Consider the following 22,134-nt stretch of genomic DNA (forward strand, 5'->3'; position numbering starts at 1 on the left):
AGTTATAGTCTCTGTAGTAATCCCCACTGGTGTACCATTGTCTGTTGCCGTAAACGTAATTGTGTTTGTGCCCAAATTGCAAGCACTAGCGGCAATGGTGACATTGGCTGTAGAGACACTCCCATTGGTAACTGATGTAGTTACCCCACACATACCGTTGGCATTTACCGTGGTAGTAATGAACTGGCCTACTTCTGGCCCAATAAACTGGGGATTAATAGTAATAGATTGCCCAACATTTAAGTTAATGATATTGTTCTGAGGAAACCCGCTAGAGGAAGGCTCTATATTGCCGGCATTGCTAACATTGAAGTTTGAGCATAAGCCATTCAAATAATAAAGTCCGTCAAAGTTACCCCCTGGGCCATCGTAGGAGCTATTAGGATGCAGGAATCTACCTATCTGTACATAGTTTGACCCGTTGCCGTGGTTAATACCCACCGTTGCCGGGGCTCCGGTTGACGCCGTACCATAAGCCCACTGAATGTTTTGGTGGTTCAGGGCCACATTTCGCCCAAAGCCTAACAAAGGATCTGTGCCGTTTGTCAGGATAATCTGAAAGGTGTTGCTACCTGCTCCATTTCCATAAGGCCCTACGCCGTCCCACGTAACTATAATATTACCAGCAGTCTGCTTGAAATAAATCTGTCCCCGTACGTTTGTGTCAACATCACCCCAAAAAGCGGCAACCATGGGCACATGAAATGGAAAACCAGATGGGTTATAGGCGTATTCTGGTGCAACAAAGGTCAAATTCCCATTTGTATTAATGTAAACTTGATTATAAGTGGTGCCATACAGGTTAAAATTGAAACCTAAGGCTACTGGCCCATAAGATCCATCATCATTTTTGGGTACGGCTGTATAACTTCCATCGCGCGGAATAAAGCACGAGCTGGCCAATGCACCTACTGAAGTGTTAGTAAAAGCACCCGCGAAAAGCCCCCCTAAGGGATTGCTGCTCGCAAACGAAGGTGACAATCTTCCAACCTCTGGAATCGAGGCAGTTCTAGCCTTGCTCTCCTTAGTGGTTCTATAGGTAGGGTCTAATAAAGCTGGGTCAATTACTTGGGCTTGTGAAAAACTAAGCTGAGGTAGTAATACAAAAGCAAACAGGGCAAAAATGATAAATAATGATTTAAGCCTGCCTTTTATTAGGGAGTTGGAACAATAAAAATTGTCTTTCTTCAGAATAGGCACCTGCCTTTTCTGAAGAGAATCTTCTTCTAAGAAGCTTTGTAATTCTTTCATCATAAAAAAATAGTTAAAGGTTTAGTAGTAGAAAAAAGAGAAAGCTCCGCCAGGCCACCATTTGGGGCAGCAAAAATTCAGTGAATGTTACTTCACCGTAATGGGTAAGAGGAAAAGAAAAGCGTAAGTTGGGGGTAAGCTATTCCGGGGGAAGGGAATATGTATACTATTCGTACAAAGGCAGGTGCTGGCACCAGCAGAGCATTGCCAGCAACCCAACTTTATACAATTGAGAAATCCCTGATTAATGAACCAGGCTATAGCGTTTCAGTATTATAATTGGCAAAGGATAAACGAACTTTTAGAAACCTAATAATATTTTTTATAATTAAGCGAGGCAAATAAATTTTATAAACGCTTAAATGTAAAATTATGTTTAATGAATGCAAGTTCATTAAACATAATTTTTTATAAGTTTCCTTTAATTAGAAGCTATATTATTTGAACAATAGCCCAAGAATCCTAGTAAAGCAACATTTTCATTCACTAAGGCATCTTTGCCCGAAAATCCCATAAATACGTTTAAAGAGGAAATAAATTTAGAATAAACAAAACTGCCTGCCTACAGCAACTTCTCCGCCACTTCCTGCCAGGTGCTCACGCGCTCAAACTCGGTGAGGTTGACGTTGTGCGGCGAGGAGAAGAGCAGTTTACGGTCCCCGCTAAAGGTGCGCAGGTTCTTGGGCCGGTCGTCAATCATGATATCGGCGCCTATGATGCTTTTGTCGCCGCAGAGCACGTAGTTCTGCCAGCCAATAAACGGAAAATGGTCATGCAGCCAGTCAAACTTGTCAATGAGTGAATTCCGGAACTCCATGCCCGCGCTCACAATAAAGACATCGTACTTCTCGGTGAGCGCTTTTATGACTTCCTGGCTGCCGGGAATGACCTTCAAATCTCTGAAAAATCCTTCGGCGTTGTTGTATTCCCAGACTTTGTCTTTGTGCTCTGCGGGCACGCACTCATACACTTCCTTGCCGTGCAGTTGCTCCAGCGTAAGGTTCAGGGCGCAGTCGCGGTTATAGAGGTCAATGAACTTGGCTATGGGGTCGGCCATGACTTCATCCATGTCAATGGCTATCTTTTTCTTGGTTGGCTGCATTTGGGTATTCTTGGTGAACGTTCTCTATCTTTATCGGGAATAAGAAAAGGAAGTTTCTGATTCTGAAATATTGACCCCTAATTCTTGATTCCCCATTCTTAATTCTTAAGTAAATGACCGATTTGCGCGTTTCCTTGATCCAAGCCGACTTAAAATGGCACGATGCCGCCGCCAACCGCGCTCTTTTTGAGGAGAAAATACAGCAACTCCCCGCCACCGACTTAGTGGTCTTGCCCGAAATGTTCACCACTGGTTTCAGCATGGACGCTCCGGCGCTGGCCGAGGAAATGGACGGCCCCACCGTGACCTGGCTTAAACAGGTGGCGCAGCAAACCCAGGCGGTGGTCATGGGCAGCGCAATCATCAAAGACCAGGGAAACTACTATAACCGCCTGCTCTGGGTACGGCCAGACGGCTCGCTGGAAACCTATGACAAGCGCCACCTCTTCCGGATGGCCGGCGAATGCGAGGCCTATACGCCCGGTAATCAAAAGCTGATTGTGGAGTTAAACGGCTGGAAAATCTGCCCGCTGGTGTGCTATGATTTGCGGTTCCCGGTGTGGGCGCGCAACACGCCCTTGCACTATGATGTGCTCATTTACATAGCCAGCTGGCCCAACAAACGCCGCCTGGCCTGGCAGACCTTGCTCCGGGCCCGCGCCATTGAGAACCTGGCCTTTTGCCTGGGCGTGAACCGCGTAGGCACCGACGCCAACGGCCACCTTTACGCCGGCGACACCGCCGCCTACAATTTACTGGGTGAGGAGCTCTACCATTCAGAACACGAAGAAGCGTTCACCACCATTACCCTGTCCCGCGCCCATTTAGAGGAAACTCGTAAAAAACTTCCCTGGGATGTAGACGCCGATGCCTTTACAATTCTGTAATTCTAAATAGCCTCAGGATCTAATCAGAATTCCCGTTTTTGGCTTCATTTTCAGAAATGAGCCCGAAAACGGGATTATCACTTTACTTTTGTCATTCTGAGCTTGCCGAAGAATCTAACGAAGACACAATTAGCAGCTGCCTACCTCAAGCACCTCCGTCGTTGTTATTACTCGCCGTTGTTGGTGTTCATAGGGGCCAACAATCAAGACTACGGTTCCAGCTGCTTTTTTGCACGCAGTTTGCTTTCCTTCCAAATTTCTGCTTACTCCTGAGTTCTACAAGACGGCTCATTCCATAGCCGGGCTCCGAGCGCTCACGGCCGCGAGGCCCCGCCTTCCCCTCTCGCGCTGTACCAGCTTCCTGGCGCCTTCGCCACCCGCCTGACGGCGACGGAACCTGCTTAGGCGCTCGATGGAAAGGCTGGAAAAGGTGCTAGTTGGTAGGCAGTCTTCGTTTTGGGTATAAAACAATGCCGCCAGCTCAAAAGACCTCACAGGTTTCCAAAACCTGTGAGGTCTGCGCCAATTACGTTTTCGGGCTCTAAATTGGAAATGAAGCCGAAACTGGCAATGCGCGTGCCGGTTGTAGAGACCAGGCACTGCCTTGTCTCTACTGTGGAGGAACCGACAGACGCTTGCTCAAAAGACCTCGTAGTGTGCGCAGCTCCTACGAGTGTCTCCGCCATTGTCCGCCAGTTCCTACCGCTGTAGCAACAGTTTATGCGTGGAAGTTTGACCGCTGGGCAACGTGACGCGCAGGAGATAGAAACCATCAGGCAAATGCTGCACGTCTAGCTGTTGGGTTTCCTGCGAAGCGGTTTTGTCTTGTAACACCTTGGTGCCGGTGAGCGTGAATAATTGAAGAGTGGCCGCCTGCGGAGTCTGCACCTGTACAAAACCTTGCGCGGGGTTGGGGAACACCAACACCTGTTTCGCAAGCTCCTGGTCACGTGCGCTCAAGGGGTGTGACAACACTTGCCAATGCTTCAATCCGCCCGCGTGGGTGCCTAGAATCACGGTTGGCCGCGCGTTTACCAGTTGTTGCAAATTTCCGGAAGTGATGAAATTCCCAGGACCCAGCAAAGCCGGCTTGTAATCAAACTGCAGTTCATCCCAAAGCACATTTTCCTGCACCGGGAAAGTCCCCGACAATTGGGCCGTGAAATCTGGGTAGAGGTTTAACTGCCCGCTGTCATCGGTGGTGAGTAAATCCGGGATAGTGTTCTGGTCTAAGTGGGCGATGTGAAGTTGCAGTCTTCGTTTCACAGAATTCGCCGCAAGGCCGCCCAGCGCATCTGAGACCAAGGCCCAAACCGGCGAAGTGGACGTGCCTGTGTTCCGGTAATAATGCAACGCGCCAGAAGACCGGCCCACTAACAAATCCAGGGTTCCGTTTTGGTCTACATCATACAGATACGGCGTGTCTCCTCTTGTAAAAGTAACCCCGGTGAGGCGCACGGCCGCCGCTGAAAACTGGGCTGGCTGCTGCGCCGCGGCTTGGTTCAGGAGATAATGGAATTCCTGCGTGGTGGTGGCGGGGTTATAAGCGCTGTAGGCTAAATCTATGGCCCCGTCTTGGTTAAGGTCTACTAACTGGGGCTTCAGGTTCAGCAATTTCTGGCTCGCAAAACCAAGGTAATCTGTGTTCACCAGTTCAAACTGCGGCTGACTGCCCGTGCCTTTGTTCTGAAAAAGCGTGAGCGACGCGGCATATTGGGTGCCGTTCAGGAGCGCGGTGTTGCCCACCAACAAGTCTAGTGTATTGCCGCCGGTAAGCGCACCTAAGGCGGGCGCGGCACCTTCGCCCAAATCTACCATTTGGTGTTGCAGGAACGGCTGTTTGGCACCAGTAAACCTTGGCAGAATAGCAGTGCCCGTGTTGGCGTACACCCACGTAGAGCTCGCCAAATTGACGTTCTGGTGCGAATTAGAGGTGGCGTTGGGCGCTACCACCAAGTCTGGGATTCCGTCAAACGTGACATCTAAATAATACGCCGCCGGAAAAACGCTGAACTGGTTGCCCGTAATATCTGGCGGAAGATTGTATTGCGCGCTGGAAATCCTAGGTTGAAGATTACTGCCAATGTTCATCAAACTCACTAAATCTGGGCAATCGTCATGGCCTACTACTAAATCCAAAACGCCGTTGGCATCTACATCTAGCGGCAGCACGCTAGAACCGCCAATGTGCTGTACCGCCGGACAAGAATCTCCGTTAAACGCATACTTGTTGCAAGAACCTATGCACCGGCTCACGTCTCCCCAATTAGAACTGGCTTTGGTGAATTTCATTTGTGCTGCGGGTAGATTTTGCTCCTGCTGCATATTCTGGAAATATTCCAGCCGAAGCCCCCCAGACCATTCCCAAAGCAGCAAATCCAAATCGCCGTCTTTTTCCATGTCTGTGATAGCGGGCAAGTCTTCAGCGCCAACCACTAAGTTCACGTCTATGTTATAAAAAAGCACCGGGTGTGTTAAGTCGAAAGTAGGGGTGCCGGTGCCCGAGGTGTTCCGGTAGACTTTCATGCCCAGGTTAGAGGCGGTAAACAAATCCGGCGCGCCGTCGCGGTCATAGTCCCGGAGCAGGGCAAATACCTGCAACTCCTTCGGGAAGGCTTTTTCATAAGCAGGCGCGTGTTGGTAGGCCCATTGCCCGTTGGTCTGTACCGCCAAAAATGTGGTCACGCGCCGCGAACTCCTATCAAAGACAAACAAATCCTGCTGGCCGTCGTGGTTCAGATCAATGGCCGAGAATTGCGGACTGTTGAAGCCGCCGGCCCAGGGCATGGGCAAAATCTGGTCCTGCACGCGCACGGCCGGGCCGGCGGTTTCCTGGAACCTGATGGCGTGCTGGGCCCAGGCAGATTGCGTGACCGCGGCCATGCAACTTATGAAAAAGGCTAGTACCTTTACTTTACGGTTCATCCGTAGTGATTATCTGATGTGAACAATACTTCTATTTCTATGACGGAGCCCCTAGAGCACCTTTATCAAAAGTACCTGGAATGCCGGAAAGTAAGCACAGATTCGCGCGCCGCGAAAGAAAACACGCTTTTCTTTGCCCTGGACGGACCTAATTTCAAAGGCAGCCAGTTCGCGCAGCAGGCCCTGGACAAAGGCGCCCGCTATGCGGTGGTGCAGGACCCAGCCATCACCGGCCCCAACATTGTACAGGTGCCAGACACGCTGAAAGCCTTGCAGGAACTGGCCTTGCATCATAGAAAACAACTGACCATTCCGTTTATAGGCATTACGGGTTCAAACGGAAAAACCACCACCAAAGAACTCATCAATGCGGTGTTGATCCAGAAATACAACGTGCTTTGCACCATCGGCAACCTCAACAACCACATTGGCGTGCCGCTCACCCTGCTCAGTATTCAGCCTGAGCACGAGTTAGCCATCATTGAGATGGGCGCCAACCACCCCGGCGACATTGCCGAACTCTGCTCCTATGCCCTGCCCACGCACGGCCTCATCACCAATATTGGGAAGGCGCATTTAGAGGGCTTCGGGGATTTGGAGGGCGTAGCCCGCACCAAAAGCGAACTCTACCTGCACTTAGACAAAACCGATGGCACCGTGTTCGTCAATACGTCTAACGAACATCTGATGCGCATGGTACGCCGCTTGGCCAATAAAGTCACGTATTACCAGCCGGAAGATACTTACAGCGCCACCCTGCTCCAGGCCGCGCCGCAGGTCTTCTACCGGGCCGCCAACGGTGATGAGGTTCACACGCACCTCATGGGTTCCTACAATTTTGAGAACATGGCCGCCGCCGCTTGTATTGGGCAGTATTTTGGGGTGCCGCACGCAGACATCAATGCCGCCATTGCCGCCTACGCGCCTGTGAACAACCGTTCGCAGATTGTCAAGAAAGACACCAACACCATTCTGCTGGATGCCTACAATGCCAACCCCAGTTCCATGGCCGCCGCCGTCAGCAACTTCGCCATCATGGCCGGCGACCAAAAGGTAGTCATCTTAGGCGATATGCTGGAAATGGGCCAGGAAAGCGAAGCCGAACACAAATTACTTGGAAATCAGGTGGCCAATTTAGGTTTTTCTGAAGTTTTCCTCTGCGGAAAAGAGATGCGCTACGCCGCCGAAGAACACCCGGAGTTCCGCTACTTTGCCGAGAAAAGCGCCCTGCAGCAATGGCTCCAGGACCACCCCATCAGGAACAGCCACGTGCTGGTGAAAGGCTCCCGCGGCATTGGCCTGGAAACCGTGGTGGACTTGCTGTAGCCGTTGCCGTTTTCGGGCTCATTTCTGAAAATGAAGCAGAAAACAGATATATGGAAATGCGTGGAGACAAGGCAGTGCCTGGTCTCTACAAAATTATCTGCCACAAGTTACAATAGTCCTAAACTTGCGGCAGACCTATCTATTTTTGTTTTCCTGAAAGGATCTTGGTGGCAAACTAGATTGGCCTTTGCCATGTAAGAAACACCTTCCGTTTTCGGGCTCATTTCCAGAAACGAAGCCAAAAACGCAAAAACCTCACAGGTCATGGAGACCTGTGAGGTTTAAAATCCAATTTAACCCAGTTTAAAACGGAGAATCCAGCTCAGCCAGCGTGGGCAGGATTTCGTCTTTCTCAGACACCAGCGGGTTCACAATGCCCCAGTCAATACCTAGCGCGGGGTCGTTCCAGAGCAGTCCGCCTTCAGATTCTTTGCTATAGTAATTACTGCATTTGTAGGTAAAAACCGTTCCTTCCTCAAGAACCATAAAAGCGTGTGCAAACCCTATTGGAACATAAAACATGTTCCGTTTCTCAGCATCTAAGATACAGGTAGCGTGCTGCCCGAAGGTGGGCGAGTCTTTTCTGATGTCCACAACCACATCCAAGGCCTTGCCTGCAATTACCGTGACCAATTTAGCCTGCGCGAAGGGTGGTTTCTGGAAATGCAGCCCGCGCACCACGCCTTTTTTGGAAATGGAGAGGTTGTCCTGCACGAAGGTCTCGGTGATACCAGCCTCCGCAAACTGGCGGGCGCTGAACGTTTCCAGAAAAGCACCGCGGTCATCGGCGAAAATACGAGGGGTGATTTCCACCACACCCGCCAAAGGATAGGTTGTTACTTGCATATATTTTTTATTGAATGAAGGAGCGAATGTGTGAAGGTGTGGATGGGCAAAGGTACAATCTTTTCTACTTTGCCGTTGTGACGTTACCGTTTAGACGTAGCCGCGGCTATGGCGGCAAAGTAGCGTTCAATCACGTAGCGTTCGTCAAATTTCTTCAAGGCTAATTGGCGGCTGTTTTTGCCCATTTCCTCCAAATCTTGGTCAGAGAGCAGATAGACTTGTTCCATTTTGGCGGCCAGGTCTGCGCCGTTGCGCACTTCGCATAAATAGCCGTTGTAGCCGTCAATCACGGTTTCTTTGCAGCCGGGCACGTTGGTAGTCACCAAAGGTTTGCCCAGGGCGGCGGCTTCTAATAACGTGCGGGGCGTGCCTTCACGGTAAGAGGGCAAGACCACGCAATCGGCGCGGTGCATGAGGCCAGCCACGTCATCTGAGGTGCCTAAGTATTCTAGCCAGCCTTCTCTGGCCCACTGTTCCACCAGGGTACGCTTAATGCCAATATTTCCTTCTTCGTCAATGGCCCCTAAGAGTTGAATTCTGAGGTTGGGGTATTTGGCTTTCAAAATCTTGCTGGCTTCCACGTATTCCACCAGGCCTTTTTCATAGAGCGCGCGGGAAACCATCAGAAACACGAACGGGTCCTGACGTTTGAATTCGGCCGCCGGCTGGAAACGGTTGGTGTCAATACCGGAGCCCGGAAGCACTTCGGTAATGGATTCGTTCACCAGGTTTCGGTCCAGAAATAACTGTTTGTCATCCTGGTTCTGGAAAAAGACTTTGGCCGGGAACTGGAACGAGAATTTATACAAGGCCATGGCCACTTTGGAGACCAGGTTCTGCACAATAAATACCGTCCCCAAACCCGACACATTGTTGATGGTGGGAATACCCGCCAGCTTGGCCGCAATGGAACCGTAAATGTTGGGTTTGATGGTGTACTGCAAAATCACATCAGGCTTTACCTGGCGGTAGGCCTTCAGGAAACTCTTGATCAGCAGCAGGTCTTTGACGGGGTTGGTGCCTTTGCTTTCCATGGGCAGGTGTAGAAATTGACAACCTTCGGCCACCAGTTTGGCGCTGTAGGCGTCTTCCGGGGCAATGGCGACAACCTCATGCCCGGCGCCCAACAAGGCTTTGACCAGGCTCAGCCTAAAGTTGAAGATATTCCAGGACTTGTTGATAACGATGGCAATGCGCATGGGCAGAAATAAAAGACAAAGATAGCAAATTAGCAGTAGTGCGGTTTCTATACGCAGAAACTGGATGGGGTTGTATGGACATACCCGGCAATGTACGTACTTTGCAACGCGCCGCTTGGCTGAAACCGCGTGTTTCCCGTAGAGAAAACAAAAGCCTTATCCCAAGCCATAAGGCCACTGAAACCTAACCCAACCGCATGAAAGACCAACTACATATAACGGCCAAAGAGCAGGAAACCGCCGTGCTGGTGGCCGTACCCGCCTACAAACAAACCGACGAGAAAACGAAGGAATACCTGGACGAACTGGCCTTTCTGACCGAGACCGTGGGCGCCAAAACCCTCAAGCGTTTCACCCAGAAACTAGACAAACCGGAGTCACGCACCTACGTGGGCAAGGGCAAGCTGGAAGAGATTGTGGCCTACGTGAAAGAGCACAAGGTAGACATGGTTATTTTTGACGATGACCTCTCCCCTTCACAGGTGCGCAACCTGGAGCGTGAACTGGAGGTGAAAATCATTGATAGGAGCTTGTTGATTCTGGACATCTTCGCGCTGCGCGCCCAGACCGCCACGGCGCGGGCACAGGTAGAACTGGCGCAGTACCGCTACTTATTGCCCCGCCTGACCAATATGTGGACCCACTTAAGCCGTCAGAAAGGCGGGGGCGTGGCCATGCGCGGACCGGGTGAAACCGAGATTGAGACCGACAGACGGATTGTGCGTGACAAGATCACCTTGCTCAAGGAAAAGCTGGAGAAGTTTGAGAAGCAGAATTTTGAGCAGCGCAAGTCACGGTCTGGTATTGTGCGGGTGTCTTTGGTGGGGTACACCAACGTGGGCAAGTCCACGCTCATGAACCAACTCACCAAGGCAGATGTGTTCGCCGAAAACAAATTATTTGCCACCGTTGATGCCACCGTACGCAAAGTGGTCATTGACAACATCCCGTTCCTGCTCTCAGACACGGTGGGGTTCATACGCAAACTGCCTACCAAACTGATTGAAAGCTTCAAAACCACGTTAGACGAAATCAGGGAATCTGACTTGCTGCTGCACGTGGTAGATGTGTCGCACCCCTCGTTTGAGGAACACATTAACGTAGTAAACAACACGCTCAAAGACATTCACTCCGCTGACAAGCCGGTGATTCTGGTCTTCAACAAAACCGACCTGTACCTGCAGCAGCGCGAAGCCGAACTCAAAGCCGATCACCCCGATGCCCTACCTGAGATTGACGAACTCAAATCGTCTTACATGGCCAAGGAGCACGCGCCCGCCATCTTCATTTCGGCCACCAACCGCAGCAATTTAGATGAACTCAGACGCGTATTGCTGGACACCGTGGCAAAACTTCATTACGAGCGCTACCCCAACAACGCGCCGTTTAAAGAAGTGGAATAATTGGTTTCTGTTTTGGAGCTCATTTCCGGAAATGAGCCCCAAAACAGGAAAACCACATACTTATAAGCACAAAAGAGGTTGGTATTGCTTTCATTACGATTTACTATATTGAGTTGATTTTCAACCCTCCATCCATGAAAACCAACCGTAAACTATTCAAAACCCTGCTGCTGGGCCGCCTACTGCCGCTGCTCACTAGTCTACTGCTCATGGCCGTCTCCTGTGAGAAGGAGGAGCTCTCTGAAATTGAGCGCTTGCCAGCAGCTACGCAGGAGGGCAAGAACACCTTTGGGTGCCTAATTAATGGCAAAGCCTTCGTTCCCAATGGCAACGCTGGTTTTGGTGTGCCCCCGCTTAGATCCTTCTACCAATATTTATTTGAGGACTTTAACCCGGTAAAAGGTCATTTCTTTGAAGTGTCCGCTGGAGATTATAGAAAAGAGGGGAGATTTATAGTAGTGGTCCTAGGTACAAACGCCCTAGAGTTGAAGGAAGGGGAAACTTACCACCTGACGGGCCCTGATCAAGTTGGTAGAGCCTTTGCCATGGTTGACTTTTCACCCATAGGCCTAAATTCTCACAAGGTTGTCTCCCCACTGACAGGAGAGCTGCGCATCACCAAGTTTGACCAGCAACGCGGCATTGTGGCGGGCACCTTCTGGTTTGACGCCGTCAACAGCCAAGGGGAGAAAGTGGAGGTGCGCGAGGGACGTTTCGACATGCGATACCACCAGTAAGCTTTCTGTTTTAGGGTACATTCCTGGAAATGAGCCCGAAAACGGAAACCTAGAGGCCTGACTTGTAGCAATAAAAACTGGGAAACATTTCAATGGGTTTGCTATATTGATTTGATTTTCAATCTTTCAACCTATGGGGCCCTTTCTGCACAACTACAAAAAATTGATTTTAGGCCGCCTGCTGCCACTGCTCACCGGACTTCTGTTCATGGCTTCTTCCTGCAAAAAAGAGGAAATCTCTGAAATTGAGCGTCTGCCGGCCGCCACGCAGGAGGGCAAGAATACTTTTGGGTGCCTGGTCAACGGCAAGGCGCACTTTCCCACCGGCCAGATGGGTTTTGGGGTACCATCTTATCAGTGTCACTACCAAAATATTCAACATGATGACAAGCCGAAGGGTTACTACTTCTATGTTGCAGGCGCTGATATGAAAAGCAAGAACCGGGCCTTGGTTAATGTGGGCACGTCTGCCCTTGCGTTGAAGGAAGGGGAGGTGTACCCGCTGACAACACGGGGTACTGAGGGGAGGGCCTTTGGCGAGTATATCTTCTTTGGCCCCCCAGGGGAAGACTTGTACATGGAGGCCTCCGCGCTTACAGGCGAGCTGCGCATCACCAAGCTTGACGAGCAGCGCCATATTGTGGCGGGCACCTTCTGGTTTGACACCGTCAACAGCAAGGGCGAGAAGGTGGAGGTGCGCGAGGGCCGCTTCGACATGGTATACCGCCGGTAGTATTTCCCGTTTTCGGCTCCGTTTTCAGAAATGAGGCCGAAAACGCAAATTTCCTTTCTACTCTAATGAACAAGGTTTCACAAATATTTTTCCTTCGCCACCCAACCGCTAGACACAACTATTTCAGGGCGTTTCAGTAAAGACAAAAGCCACAGCACCCAACCAATCTGGGCACTGTGGCTTTTCCTGTTAGCAGCATTCTATGAAGACCTTATATTTAGTAAGACACGCCAAATCCAGCTGGGACTTTGAAGACCTCAGCGACCATGACCGGCCCTTGGCCAAACGGGGCCGCAATGATGCCCAGATCATGGGACAGGAGCTCCTGGATCGTAAAATAAAGCTGGATCTGCTCATCTCCAGCAGCGCGGTGCGCGCCTTGAGCACAGCCACGCTGTTTGCCAAGGAACTGGATTTTGACCCAGAAAAGATAAGCGCCCAGGAAGAACTCTACCGCATGGGGTCAGAGGAGATGCTGTTCTTTGTGCAGTCTCTGCCAGATGAGTACAGCTACGTGATGCTGGTGGGCCACAACCCTACCTTCACAGAGTTGGTGAACCTGCTGGCGCCAGAGAAAAGCATCGCCAATTTGCCCACCGCCGGGGTGGCCGGTTTCAGCTTTGACGTGGAGTACTGGTCCCAGGCCACCGCGGAAAACGCCAAGCTTCTTTTCCTAGATTTCCCAAAAAATTACCGCTAGGCCGCCCGCCGGCGCCACGCATAAACCCACCTTCTACATGGCTGCAAAAGACACTTCTGAGCCCACAGAACCGCTTATACCTGAACAAGAGAAACCTGAAGTGCCCATGCTCAGCCGCGAAATGAGCTGGCTGGCGTTCAATTACCGCGTGCTGCAGGAGGCCAAAGACCCGCGGGTGCCGCTGTTGGAGCGCCTCAACTTCATGGCCATTTTCTCGTCTAACCTAGATGAATATTTCAAAGTGCGCGTGGCCACCATGCGCCGCCTGGTCAAGCTCAAGAAGAAAACCCGCGAAAAACTCTCTGATGACCCCAAGCAGGAACTAGACGAGATTCTCACCGAAGTCACCCGCCAGCAGAAAGAGTTTGGCCTGGTCTATAGAAACGAACTCCTCCCCGAACTCCGGAAAGAGAACATTCACCTCATCACCAATGAGGAGTGCCATGACGGGCAGCGTGAAATGGCCTTGCAGTACTTCAAGCAGCATGTAAAACCGCTGCTGGTGCCGCTTATTTTCAGTTCCAACCCCAGCCCGCTGTTCCTCAAAGACCAGACGGTGTACCTCATCATCAGGTTAGTACCCAAAGGCGATGAACCCGAGCAGCACGCCCTGCTGGAGATTCCCACGCAGAAACACGGCAGCCGGTTTGTGGATTTGCCCTCTGAGGAAGGCCGGCACTACGTGATGATGCTGGACGATGTGATACGCGTGGGCTTGCCTGAACTTTTCCCCGGGTTTGAGCACGTAGAGGCCTTCGCCCTCAAACTTTCGCGGGACGCGGAACTGGACATTGAGGAGGAAGTGTCTGGCAACCTCATGGCCAAAATCAAGAAAAGCCTGAAAAAGCGCGAAAAAGGCCACCCCAGCCGTCTGCTCTATGACCCGCGCACCCCAGAACCCATGATGCAGGCCTTGCTGGAACGCATTGGCATTACGGCAGAAGAACTGGTGGTGGGCAGCCGCTACCACAACTTCCGGGACTTCTTCAAGTTCCCCAAGTTTGACCGCCAAGATTTGTATTATGAGGCGCACCCCGTCCTTCCGCACCCAAGCCTGGAGAAAGCCCCCAGCATTTTGGCCGCCATGAAAGACCGGGACCACCTGGTGCATTACCCTTACCAGAAATTTGACTACGTGCTGCGCTTTTTTGACGAAGCCGCCGATGACCCCCATGTGACCAGCATAAGTGCCACCATGTACCGCGTAGCCGACAAATCTAAGGTAGCCAAAGCCTTGATCAGGGCCGCCGAACACGGAAAACTGGTCACGGTGATCATTGAACTGAAGGCGCGTTTTGACGAGGAATCCAACATTTTCTGGGGCAACAAACTGGAGAAAGCCGGGGCCAATGTCATTTACGGCGTGCCAGACCTCAAGGTACACTGCAAAATAGGCTTGGTAATCAGGCAGGAAGAAGGCAAATCGGTCTCGTATGCGTACCTGAGCACCGGTAACTTCAATGAGAAAACCTCAGAAATCTATACAGACCACGCCTTGTTCACCACAGATGAGCGCTTAACCCAGGAACTGGGCCAGGTCTTCGATTTTCTGGTGAAAGGCAACCGCGAGCATACTTTTGAGCACTTGCTGGTGGCCCCCTTCAACCTGCGTGAAAGCTTTGTGGCACTTATTCAGCACGAAATGGAACTGGCCCGCGCCGGCCAACCCGCCTATATTCTGGTCAAGCTCAACGCCCTGCAAGACAGCCGCATGATTGCCCAACTGTATGAGGCCAGCCAGGCCGGGGTGAAGATAGAACTGCTGGTGCGCGGCATAAACTGTCTCTTACCGGGCGTGCCCAACCTGAGCGAGAACATTACGGTGCGCAGCATTGTGGACCGTTACCTGGAACACGGGCGCATCTACGTTTTCGGGAATGGTGGCGAGGAGAAAGTCTACATCGCCTCCGCTGACTGGATGAACCGCAACCTCAGCCGTCGCGTGGAAGTGGCCTTCCCTATCTATGACCCAGCATTGCGCGCAGAAATCCGCCACATGCTAGACGTGCAGCGCCAAGACAACCAGAAAGCCCGCAACTCTGACAACAGCTACTGGGTCTCTGACACGCCCAACACCACCATTCGGGGCCAGTATGAACTCTATGACTACCTCAAAAAGAAAGCCGAAGACGCCGGTGTGTTATAGATCTTGTACAAGTACCTCCAATTTTTCTGTTTTAGGGTTCATTTCTGAAAATGAGCCCTAAAACAGAAAATCTGAATTCCACCAAAAAGCCACTGTTCTGAGGAGAACGGTGGCTTTTTGATTTCTATACGAACACCAGTGGAGCTTTCTATTTCTATTGACTGGTTTACTTTTTCCAGGAGGAAATGGACCACTCCCAACCCCTCCTAAGACAGGAGGGGAGTTCTTCAGAATGCGTGGGCAATGTGTGGGAGTCAAGGCAGTGCCTGGTGTCTACGGTTTCGAAATGCGTTTTTGGCTTCATTTCCAGAAATGAGCCCGAAAACGGAAAACTGGCGGACAACAAAAAAAGCCATCAGCTACCTGTGAAATACAGAAGTAGCCAATGGCTTTCAAGACTCAAGCGAAAAATTTCTATTGCTTCAAGAAACGCTTGGGCGGCACCAGGAAAATCTCGAAGTTCAGGTACACGGCGTCTTTGATGTTGTTCTCAATCAAGGGGTTGGCGGTTTTGTTTCGGCCGTCATACACGTCAAACTTGTGGGTGTAGCGGTAACCGCTCTCCAGCCCGAACCACAGGAAATCATAGATCTCCCGCTCCCACCTGAAACGGCCGCGCAGCTCCGACTTCCGCAGCTCCACCGTCTCAAAATTTTGGAACGGCGGCGTGTCTATGTTGATGTTGTAGGTGGCGCCTTCCACTTTGTAGCCCATGAAAAACAACGACTTCTCTGAGATGTTGCGCCGGAACATGACGCTGGCCGGGAAGATAGCCTCCACGCCCCAGCGGTCATTGAAGGTGCGGTTGTAGAGCAAGGCCGGGTAAATGGTCTGCCGCCCGAAGGCGTAGCCCAGCTGCACGCCCACCCCGTAGGACAGGTACGGGCTTTTCTTCCACCCATAAATAGCTTCCAGAGAAGTGCGCAGGTAGCGCGTGAAACTGATGTCTGAGTACTTGCCGTAATCGCCGTTCAGTTCGCCCTTCACCCTAAATAAAAGCCAGTTCCTTTGGTTGATCAACCGCAGCATGATAATCTGGCCGTCAAGGGAGCGCAGGTCTTTGTCTTCCAGGTTCTCGTACAAAGGGTAATTCAGATTATCTGGTTTTTTGAAGTTGAACTCCTCCAGAAAATAGCCGCCACCCATCACCAGCTTGAAATGCGGGTTATTGATGACCGGTGCGTAAGCCTTGAACTCAAACCGGTTGCTGCGCAGTACGCTGGCCCTCGCGCCGCCTATGCCGTTCTGCTTGCCCTCTGACGACATGCCAAATCGCGGCAGCGTCTCATACCTGATCACCACGCCTTTGCTTTTGCCCTGGCCCAACACAGACGGGTTGGCGAACTCTTGTGGGTCTATTGCGGCCTGCGCCGCCCGCACAGAGTCTGAGAACAACCCTTGGGATTGCCCCTGCACCACGCATACAAGCACTGACGCCACCGTTAAAAATAATCTCATAGTGCTACGTTTTCTGAAAGACTGGTCTTTTGCGATGTCCACGGCTTAAAACAGGAACCCGAAATTGAGGTTGAACAGTTTTTCATCTTCGCCGGCGGTATAGGTGGCATTGATCACGGCCTGCTTGAGCACGTCTATCCAGATGCCGCCGCCCACGCCCCGGTGAATTTTGTTGGAGTTTTCGCCATCGGCCCAGACGCGGCCGTGGTCTACCAAGCCCATCACGCCAAACTTGCCGGGGAACAGGTACACGTTGAATTTGAAGACCTCTACCCGTAATTCTGTGTTCTGGTAAAGTGAGCTTCGGCCGGCAAAACGGGTGCGCCGGTAACCCCGCAGGTTGGTAAGCCCTCCCAGAGTATTGGCCAGGTACACGGGAAAATCGCCTACCGTGTGGGCACCGCCAAACCGTGCCGCCAGCGTCACCTGGAACGGCAACCGAGGCCCAATGTAAAACACGAACTCAGACCCTACCCTACCAAAATTCGTTTTCTGACCGCCTAATTGGTGGTGGTAGGAGAACTCGTTCAGCCATTTTATACCAATGCGCGGGTTAATGGGAGTACTGACCGCCTGCGCATTCAAAAAGGCCCGCACCCCGGTAAAATTGTCAGTGGTAAATTCCAGAGGAGGGGCTTCCGCGCCACCAGTGGTCACAATGGGGAATTCATTGACCGTATACCTATCAAAGAATGGCCCAACGCCCACCCGCACAAAGCTGGTGAAACTGGTGTTGAGCGTAGGCGACACCATTAACCTGGACAGGCGCACATGGTAGTCATCAATATCTCCTTGCTGCACGGTTTCATTGCCCAACCCGAAGTAGTTGATCTGGTACTGCGGTCCAAAAATGGCGGCCTTCACGCCCAAATCCAGCTTGTCATTGAACACCTGTTTGTACTCCGCGTCATAGCGTATGTTATAGGCGCCGGTGGCGAAGGCGTAGTTGGCGCGCAGGTAATGCTCTGAGGCATACGGTTGCTTCCGGAATTTATGGTTGCGGTACACCGCCCCTCCGCCAATGAACAGCCCGTCATCTACGTTGAACTCCAAAGACAACCTCGGCCCGAAATACGCCAGCTTGTAGTTGTCGCGGTCATAGAGGTTCACGTCTTCAAAGGCCTCGGTTTTGTCTTCTGTCTCTGAGCCAAGTGCCAGCACGTTCTGCTCCTGTGTGTTGTCATACACCTTGGTCTTTCGCACGCCCCCCCGCACGGTAGATAGATCAGAGATGGAATCATTTCCTTCGCCGCCAATAATACGGACCATCACACCTTTCTTGGCATTACCAGTCACCTCAAACACGTCATCGCCGCCCAGGCCGTAGAGGCGTATCTCTTCGGTTTCTTTGTGCAGGAACTTGCGGTAATAAAGTTTCTTGCCCACGCGGCCTTCTTTGGTGATTTTGTTGACAGTCACTTCGGTTTCATCATCATTAAGGCGTTTCACCGAAAAACGTTCCCGTTTGTCACTGCCCGCAATGTCCACGTCCTCGGCCAGGTGCACGTAGTATTTCTCTGCTACCTGCGGCAACAGGTCACGTCTGGATTTGAGTTTGGCGGTGATGTCTGGCCCAGAAAGCAGATACACTTCCGGCGGCATTTTCTTCACGGCTTCTTCAATGGCAGAATCTGTGAGCACAGCCTTCATTTCATTGGCCACTGACAGCCACTGCTCGCGGGTCACACTGGACAGGAACGTGCGGTCGGCGGTCAGGGCGGTGAGGTTCAAGCCTTTGTAATCGCCAAAGGTCTTTCCAAAATTCTGAAAGTTCCGGATGCCCCAGCGCCGGCTCACCAGCCAGGGAATGATGCCGTCAGCTTTGAAGAAGGCCACGTCGCGGTCTTCCGGTACTGGCTGGAAGGTGCGGTTGTCTTCGCCTGATTTGGTTTCTACCCAGCGCCACTGGCCTTCATGCCGGTCCCAGTCGCCAATGAGCATGTCCAGCAAGCGCGCCCGGGCAAAGGAAACTTCGTCTACCTGGTTGTCATGGTCGTTTTTCTTGCGTTCCAGCACTTTCTCAGTGCCTACAATGTTAGTGGCGTTGCCCAAACTGGCCACGTCTGAGTGGTCTTCATCGGCGTCTTCCTCCAAAAAAGCCACCGTATTGCCAAACTCATCTAAGTACTGGCGCAGGCGCGGGTCATTGGGCACGTACACCAGTTTGGGGTTGGTGTGGAACACGCCCACGGTACCCGCCAGCGGCGCGGCAATGAGGGCCCCGTACGGGTGCTGCGCCGAGATCTGATCTTGTAACAAATCCCGCGCAAAAGTCTCCTGCAAGGCTACGGGCAGCACATTGGTGGGGTCTTTATTGATGGACCTTAAGGTGTATTCACGGCCGTCTTCATTTCTTAGTTTAAGCGAGGTAGTCTGCTTTCCACCACCTTTCTGGTAAGGTACCAGGCCGCCTCTTTCTGAGTTGAGGTCCAGCAAGGGCAGTTTGATAGGGGTAATCCACTCGGCGCGGTAATGCTTGCCCAGGAAGCTGGTTTTCACGCCGCCGGCGGCGTACATGGGGTTGGCTGGCACCGTGATGGAACTGTCTTCGTAGGTTTCCTTGATGAGCGCGATGTCTTCTTCCTTAACTTTGGTTTTGGCATACATGGGCGTTCTGAAAGCCAACTCCGGCGGCGTGGCAGCATCATCATGTGATACCCAGAATTCAACCCAGGCCTCGCCGTTCTTGTAGTAATTGACCCGCGCAAAACCTTTGTTCTTATGGGCATACAGGGCATCGCCGCTTGCAGATACGTGCTGGGTTTTGCAACCAGACCCACTGATGATGTGGTTAACTTTGCCCAGTTTGGTGTACTGCAGATTGTGTTCATGGCCGGCGGCGTACACAATGTTGTCATACTTCTCAAAGATGGCCATGAGCCCCTTGATGTATGCCTGGTAGGTGGGGTGCGGAATGTCTTGGGTAATGCCCCCGTACTTGCGTGACAAAGGATAGATGGAACCAATTATAGGCAGCGGCAACACCCACCCTTTTCTAATGATGGTGAGAGGGAACAAATGGTCTGTGAGCGTGAAATAGCCGCCATGTATGCCGTTACTAGCCAATGGATGATGCGCCACCACCACAATGTTCTTGTCTTTGTTTTTGTCTATAACGTCTTCCAGCTGCACCAGCATGTCTACCTCATTGGCCACACCGCAGATGTTGTCATCGCCGTAGGGTTTGGCGTAGGGGTGCAGCCACCAGTGGGAGTTGAGCGCAATTAAGACAATGTCTTCTTCTATCAAGACCTCAAACGGGCCGGGGCAGCCGTTGCCTGGCACAAAGAAGTCGGTGCCCACCACAATGTTGCTGTCGGCCAGGTATTCTTCCACAAAGCGCTCTTCCCTGATCACGGCATCCCAGCCGTCTGGGGTACCGCTACCGCCGCCCCAGTCATGGTTGCCGGGGATCATGTATTTTTCGCCTTTGTAGCCTTTGAGAATGTCCAGCTGGGCTTTCATGCGGTCTTCGGCGGTCTTACGGTCATAGGCACCAGGCTCGGGCAACCCGTTGTGGTAAATATTATCACCCAGGTACACCACGGCGCTCTTTTCACCGGCTGCCTCTATCTGAGACTTGAGAAGCATGAGGGTAGGGTCTGGCTTATCTGTGAGGGGAGCGCCCGCGTCACCAATGAGAAAGACGCTGTACATGATCTCAGTGGAGTCTTTGGGCAGCTGTTGCTTCCAGTTGGCCACGGTGCGGGCGTAGAACGGTTTTGACGTAGTGCACGCCTGCATGAGGCACAGCAAAACCAACGGAAGAAGAAATAGGTAGTAGTGTTTTTTCATGAACCGGTACTTTCAATTGTTCAGGGCAGGAAAACCATCTGGCATATACCGGCCGGCCCTCCCTGAAAAACTTGTCCTTATACGGGGGGTTAGCCTTTGTGATGCTGCGGCCCCGCACTTAGATAGCTTTATGGGTATATAGTGCATAAGACGTAAGCAGCGGGGCCAGGGTTAAGAAGATTTCGACAAGATAGGCGGTTAAACTTTAAGCGGGCCGTAAAATAAAATTAACCCAACTCCCCGGGGGCACCAGAAGGGCCAACCAAGTGTTTTGGGGCTCATTTCTGAAAATGAGCCCCAAAACGGAATTACCAACCGGCTAACCTTACACAGGTAAAATGCGTTGTAGACCTTTGGAACAAACTATCTCCCATTAATACATCACAACCCTTTTAACGGCGCTACGGGCGGAGCCTCTCCAACTTGTTTATGGAAAAAGAAGATCTCATAAGAAAAGCCGGCAACTATGTATTTGCCCTTTTCAAAGAGAAGTTGTCTAAAAAGCTGGTTTACCACAACTACAAACACACCTTTGAGGTGGTAAAGGAAGCCCGCCAACTGGCGGAAGGCCACCAGCTGTCTGAAGATGACATGGAGGTGCTGGTCTTGTCTGCCTGGTTTCATGACACCGGCTACATTAGCACCTATGAAGGGCATGAAGACGAAAGCGTGGAGATTGCCACCGCCTTTCTGCGCGAGGAAAACTACCCGGAGGAGAAGATCCACCAGGTGGCCCGCTGCATCATTGCCACCAAACACGGCCAACTCACCCACCATCTGCTGGAAGACATTCTGGTAGACGCAGACATTGCCAACATTGGCAAGGAGACCTTCTTTGCCACCGCTGAACTGCTGCGCGTGGAATGGGAAATCTTCATGGACCGCACGTTCACAGACCTGGAGTGGTCTCAATACCAGCTGGACTTTCTGCTGTCTGTCAGTTTCCGGACGCAGGCGGCGCAGACCAAGTACTCCAAGCAACTCAGCAAGAACATACAGGCCCAGCGCGCGCACCTGCTGGAACTGGCCAAAAAGAAAAAGAAGAAGGAGAAGCAGAACCGTGAGAACCTGGCCCAGCCCAAACGCGGCATTGAGACCATGTTCAAAAGCACCTATGACAACCACATCAGTCTAAGTGCCATTGCCGACAACAAAGCCAACATGATGATCAGCCTCAACGCCATCATCATGTCCATCATCATCACCTACCTGGGCACCAAGTCCTCTATCATTGGCGCGGAGTTCACCAGAAATCCCATTCTCATGATTCCGGTGGGCATTCTGTTGGCTACCTCTCTGGCATCCGTGATTTCGGCTATTATCTCTGCGCAGCCAGAGGTGACCAGTTTCCGGCTTCGGCCCAACAAACTCACCAGCCGGCGCATCAACCTGTTGTTCTTCGGGAATTTCACCAAGATTCCGCTGGAGGATTTTCAGTCGGGTATGCATGACATCATGCGGGACAAGAACGCGCTCTACAACAACATGATCACAGACATTTATTACCTAGGCGATGTGCTCAGCAAGAAATACCGGCTACTGCGCATTTCCTACACCATCTTTATGATTGGCATAATCTTAACCGTGCTGTCTTTTGTGATTGCCATTGCGCGTTAAGAAACCCTG

The 22,134-nt window shown here is 51.7% G+C and carries 14 protein-coding genes and 1 pseudogene; 8 read left to right on the forward strand and 7 right to left on the reverse strand.

Annotation, left to right across the window (positions count from 1 at the left end):
* Positions 1-411 precede the first annotated feature (411 nt).
* Both IMY23_RS20315 and IMY23_RS10655 read right to left on the reverse strand, forming a co-directional pair.
* Positions 412-1,254: pseudogene (locus IMY23_RS20315) on the reverse strand (nidogen-like domain-containing protein); the annotation flags it as partial.
* Positions 1,255-1,813: 559 nt separating this feature from the next.
* The gene (locus IMY23_RS10655) at positions 1,814-2,353 is read right to left on the reverse strand and encodes a 5'(3')-deoxyribonucleotidase (RefSeq protein ID WP_225986477.1); all 540 of its coding nucleotides are present in this window, start codon (positions 2,351-2,353) and stop codon (positions 1,814-1,816) included.
* Between the two features lie 113 nt (positions 2,354-2,466).
* On the opposite strand from IMY23_RS10655, the gene IMY23_RS10660 reads away from it, so the two are divergent.
* Positions 2,467-3,240, forward strand: a complete 774-nt coding sequence (locus IMY23_RS10660; protein WP_192822068.1) for an amidohydrolase — start codon at positions 2,467-2,469, stop codon at positions 3,238-3,240.
* Positions 3,241-3,939: 699 nt separating this feature from the next.
* Here the strand turns inward: IMY23_RS10660 and IMY23_RS10665 are convergent.
* Entirely contained in the window at positions 3,940-6,165 is a 2,226-nt protein-coding gene (locus IMY23_RS10665) for a T9SS type A sorting domain-containing protein (RefSeq protein ID WP_192822069.1), read from the reverse strand.
* Positions 6,166-6,204: 39 nt separating this feature from the next.
* On the opposite strand from IMY23_RS10665, the gene murF reads away from it, so the two are divergent.
* Positions 6,205-7,491 carry a UDP-N-acetylmuramoyl-tripeptide--D-alanyl-D-alanine ligase gene (murF, locus tag IMY23_RS10670; RefSeq protein WP_192822070.1) on the forward strand — a complete coding sequence of 429 codons (1,287 nt, stop codon included), beginning with the start codon at positions 6,205-6,207 and terminating at the stop codon, positions 7,489-7,491.
* A 303-nt stretch (positions 7,492-7,794) separates the two neighbouring features.
* Here the strand turns inward: murF and rfbC are convergent, their stop codons facing one another.
* Together rfbC and IMY23_RS10680 are read right to left on the reverse strand one after the other, a co-directional pair.
* Positions 7,795-8,337 (reverse strand): dTDP-4-dehydrorhamnose 3,5-epimerase, encoded by a 543-nt coding sequence (rfbC, locus tag IMY23_RS10675; RefSeq protein ID WP_192822071.1) that lies wholly within the window; start codon positions 8,335-8,337, stop codon positions 7,795-7,797.
* Positions 8,338-8,420: 83 nt separating this feature from the next.
* Positions 8,421-9,536, reverse strand: a complete 1,116-nt coding sequence (locus tag IMY23_RS10680) for a glycosyltransferase family 4 protein (protein ID WP_192822072.1) — start codon at positions 9,534-9,536, stop codon at positions 8,421-8,423.
* A 197-nt stretch (positions 9,537-9,733) separates the two neighbouring features.
* Between IMY23_RS10680 and hflX the strand changes: the two genes are divergently transcribed.
* The 5 genes from hflX to ppk1 all read left to right on the forward strand — a co-directional run bounded on the left by hflX (position 9,734) and on the right by ppk1 (position 15,255).
* A complete protein-coding gene (gene hflX, locus IMY23_RS10685; RefSeq protein ID WP_192822073.1) occupies positions 9,734-10,939 on the forward strand; it encodes a GTPase HflX in 1,206 nt (401 codons plus the stop codon).
* Between the two features lie 134 nt (positions 10,940-11,073).
* Positions 11,074-11,676: a hypothetical protein gene (locus tag IMY23_RS10690; RefSeq protein ID WP_192822074.1), complete on the forward strand. Its 603-nt coding sequence runs from the start codon at positions 11,074-11,076 to the stop codon at positions 11,674-11,676.
* Positions 11,677-11,809: 133 nt separating this feature from the next.
* Positions 11,810-12,409, forward strand: a complete 600-nt coding sequence (locus tag IMY23_RS10695) for a hypothetical protein (RefSeq protein WP_192822075.1) — start codon at positions 11,810-11,812, stop codon at positions 12,407-12,409.
* A 202-nt stretch (positions 12,410-12,611) separates the two neighbouring features.
* The gene (locus tag IMY23_RS10700) at positions 12,612-13,109 is read left to right on the forward strand and encodes a histidine phosphatase family protein (RefSeq protein ID WP_192822076.1); all 498 of its coding nucleotides are present in this window, start codon (positions 12,612-12,614) and stop codon (positions 13,107-13,109) included.
* Between the two features lie 37 nt (positions 13,110-13,146).
* Positions 13,147-15,255, forward strand: coding sequence for a polyphosphate kinase 1 (gene ppk1, locus IMY23_RS10705; RefSeq protein WP_192822077.1), 2,109 nt, complete (start codon positions 13,147-13,149; stop codon positions 15,253-15,255).
* A gap of 414 nt (positions 15,256-15,669) precedes the next feature.
* Here the strand turns inward: ppk1 and IMY23_RS10710 are convergent, their stop codons facing one another.
* Together IMY23_RS10710 and IMY23_RS10715 are read right to left on the reverse strand one after the other, a co-directional pair.
* Positions 15,670-16,713: a DUF6268 family outer membrane beta-barrel protein gene (locus IMY23_RS10710; protein WP_192822078.1), complete on the reverse strand. Its 1,044-nt coding sequence runs from the start codon at positions 16,711-16,713 to the stop codon at positions 15,670-15,672.
* A gap of 45 nt (positions 16,714-16,758) precedes the next feature.
* A complete protein-coding gene (locus tag IMY23_RS10715; protein ID WP_192822079.1) occupies positions 16,759-20,508 on the reverse strand; it encodes a metallophosphoesterase in 3,750 nt (1,249 codons plus the stop codon).
* A 429-nt stretch (positions 20,509-20,937) separates the two neighbouring features.
* On the opposite strand from IMY23_RS10715, the gene IMY23_RS10720 reads away from it, so the two are divergent.
* Positions 20,938-22,125: a Pycsar system effector family protein gene (locus IMY23_RS10720; protein ID WP_192822080.1), complete on the forward strand. Its 1,188-nt coding sequence runs from the start codon at positions 20,938-20,940 to the stop codon at positions 22,123-22,125.
* Positions 22,126-22,134: the final 9 nt, after the last annotated feature.

This window comes from Rufibacter sp. LB8 (assembly GCF_014876185.1).
In the GTDB taxonomy this organism is placed as follows: Bacteria; Bacteroidota; Bacteroidia; order Cytophagales; family Hymenobacteraceae; genus Nibribacter.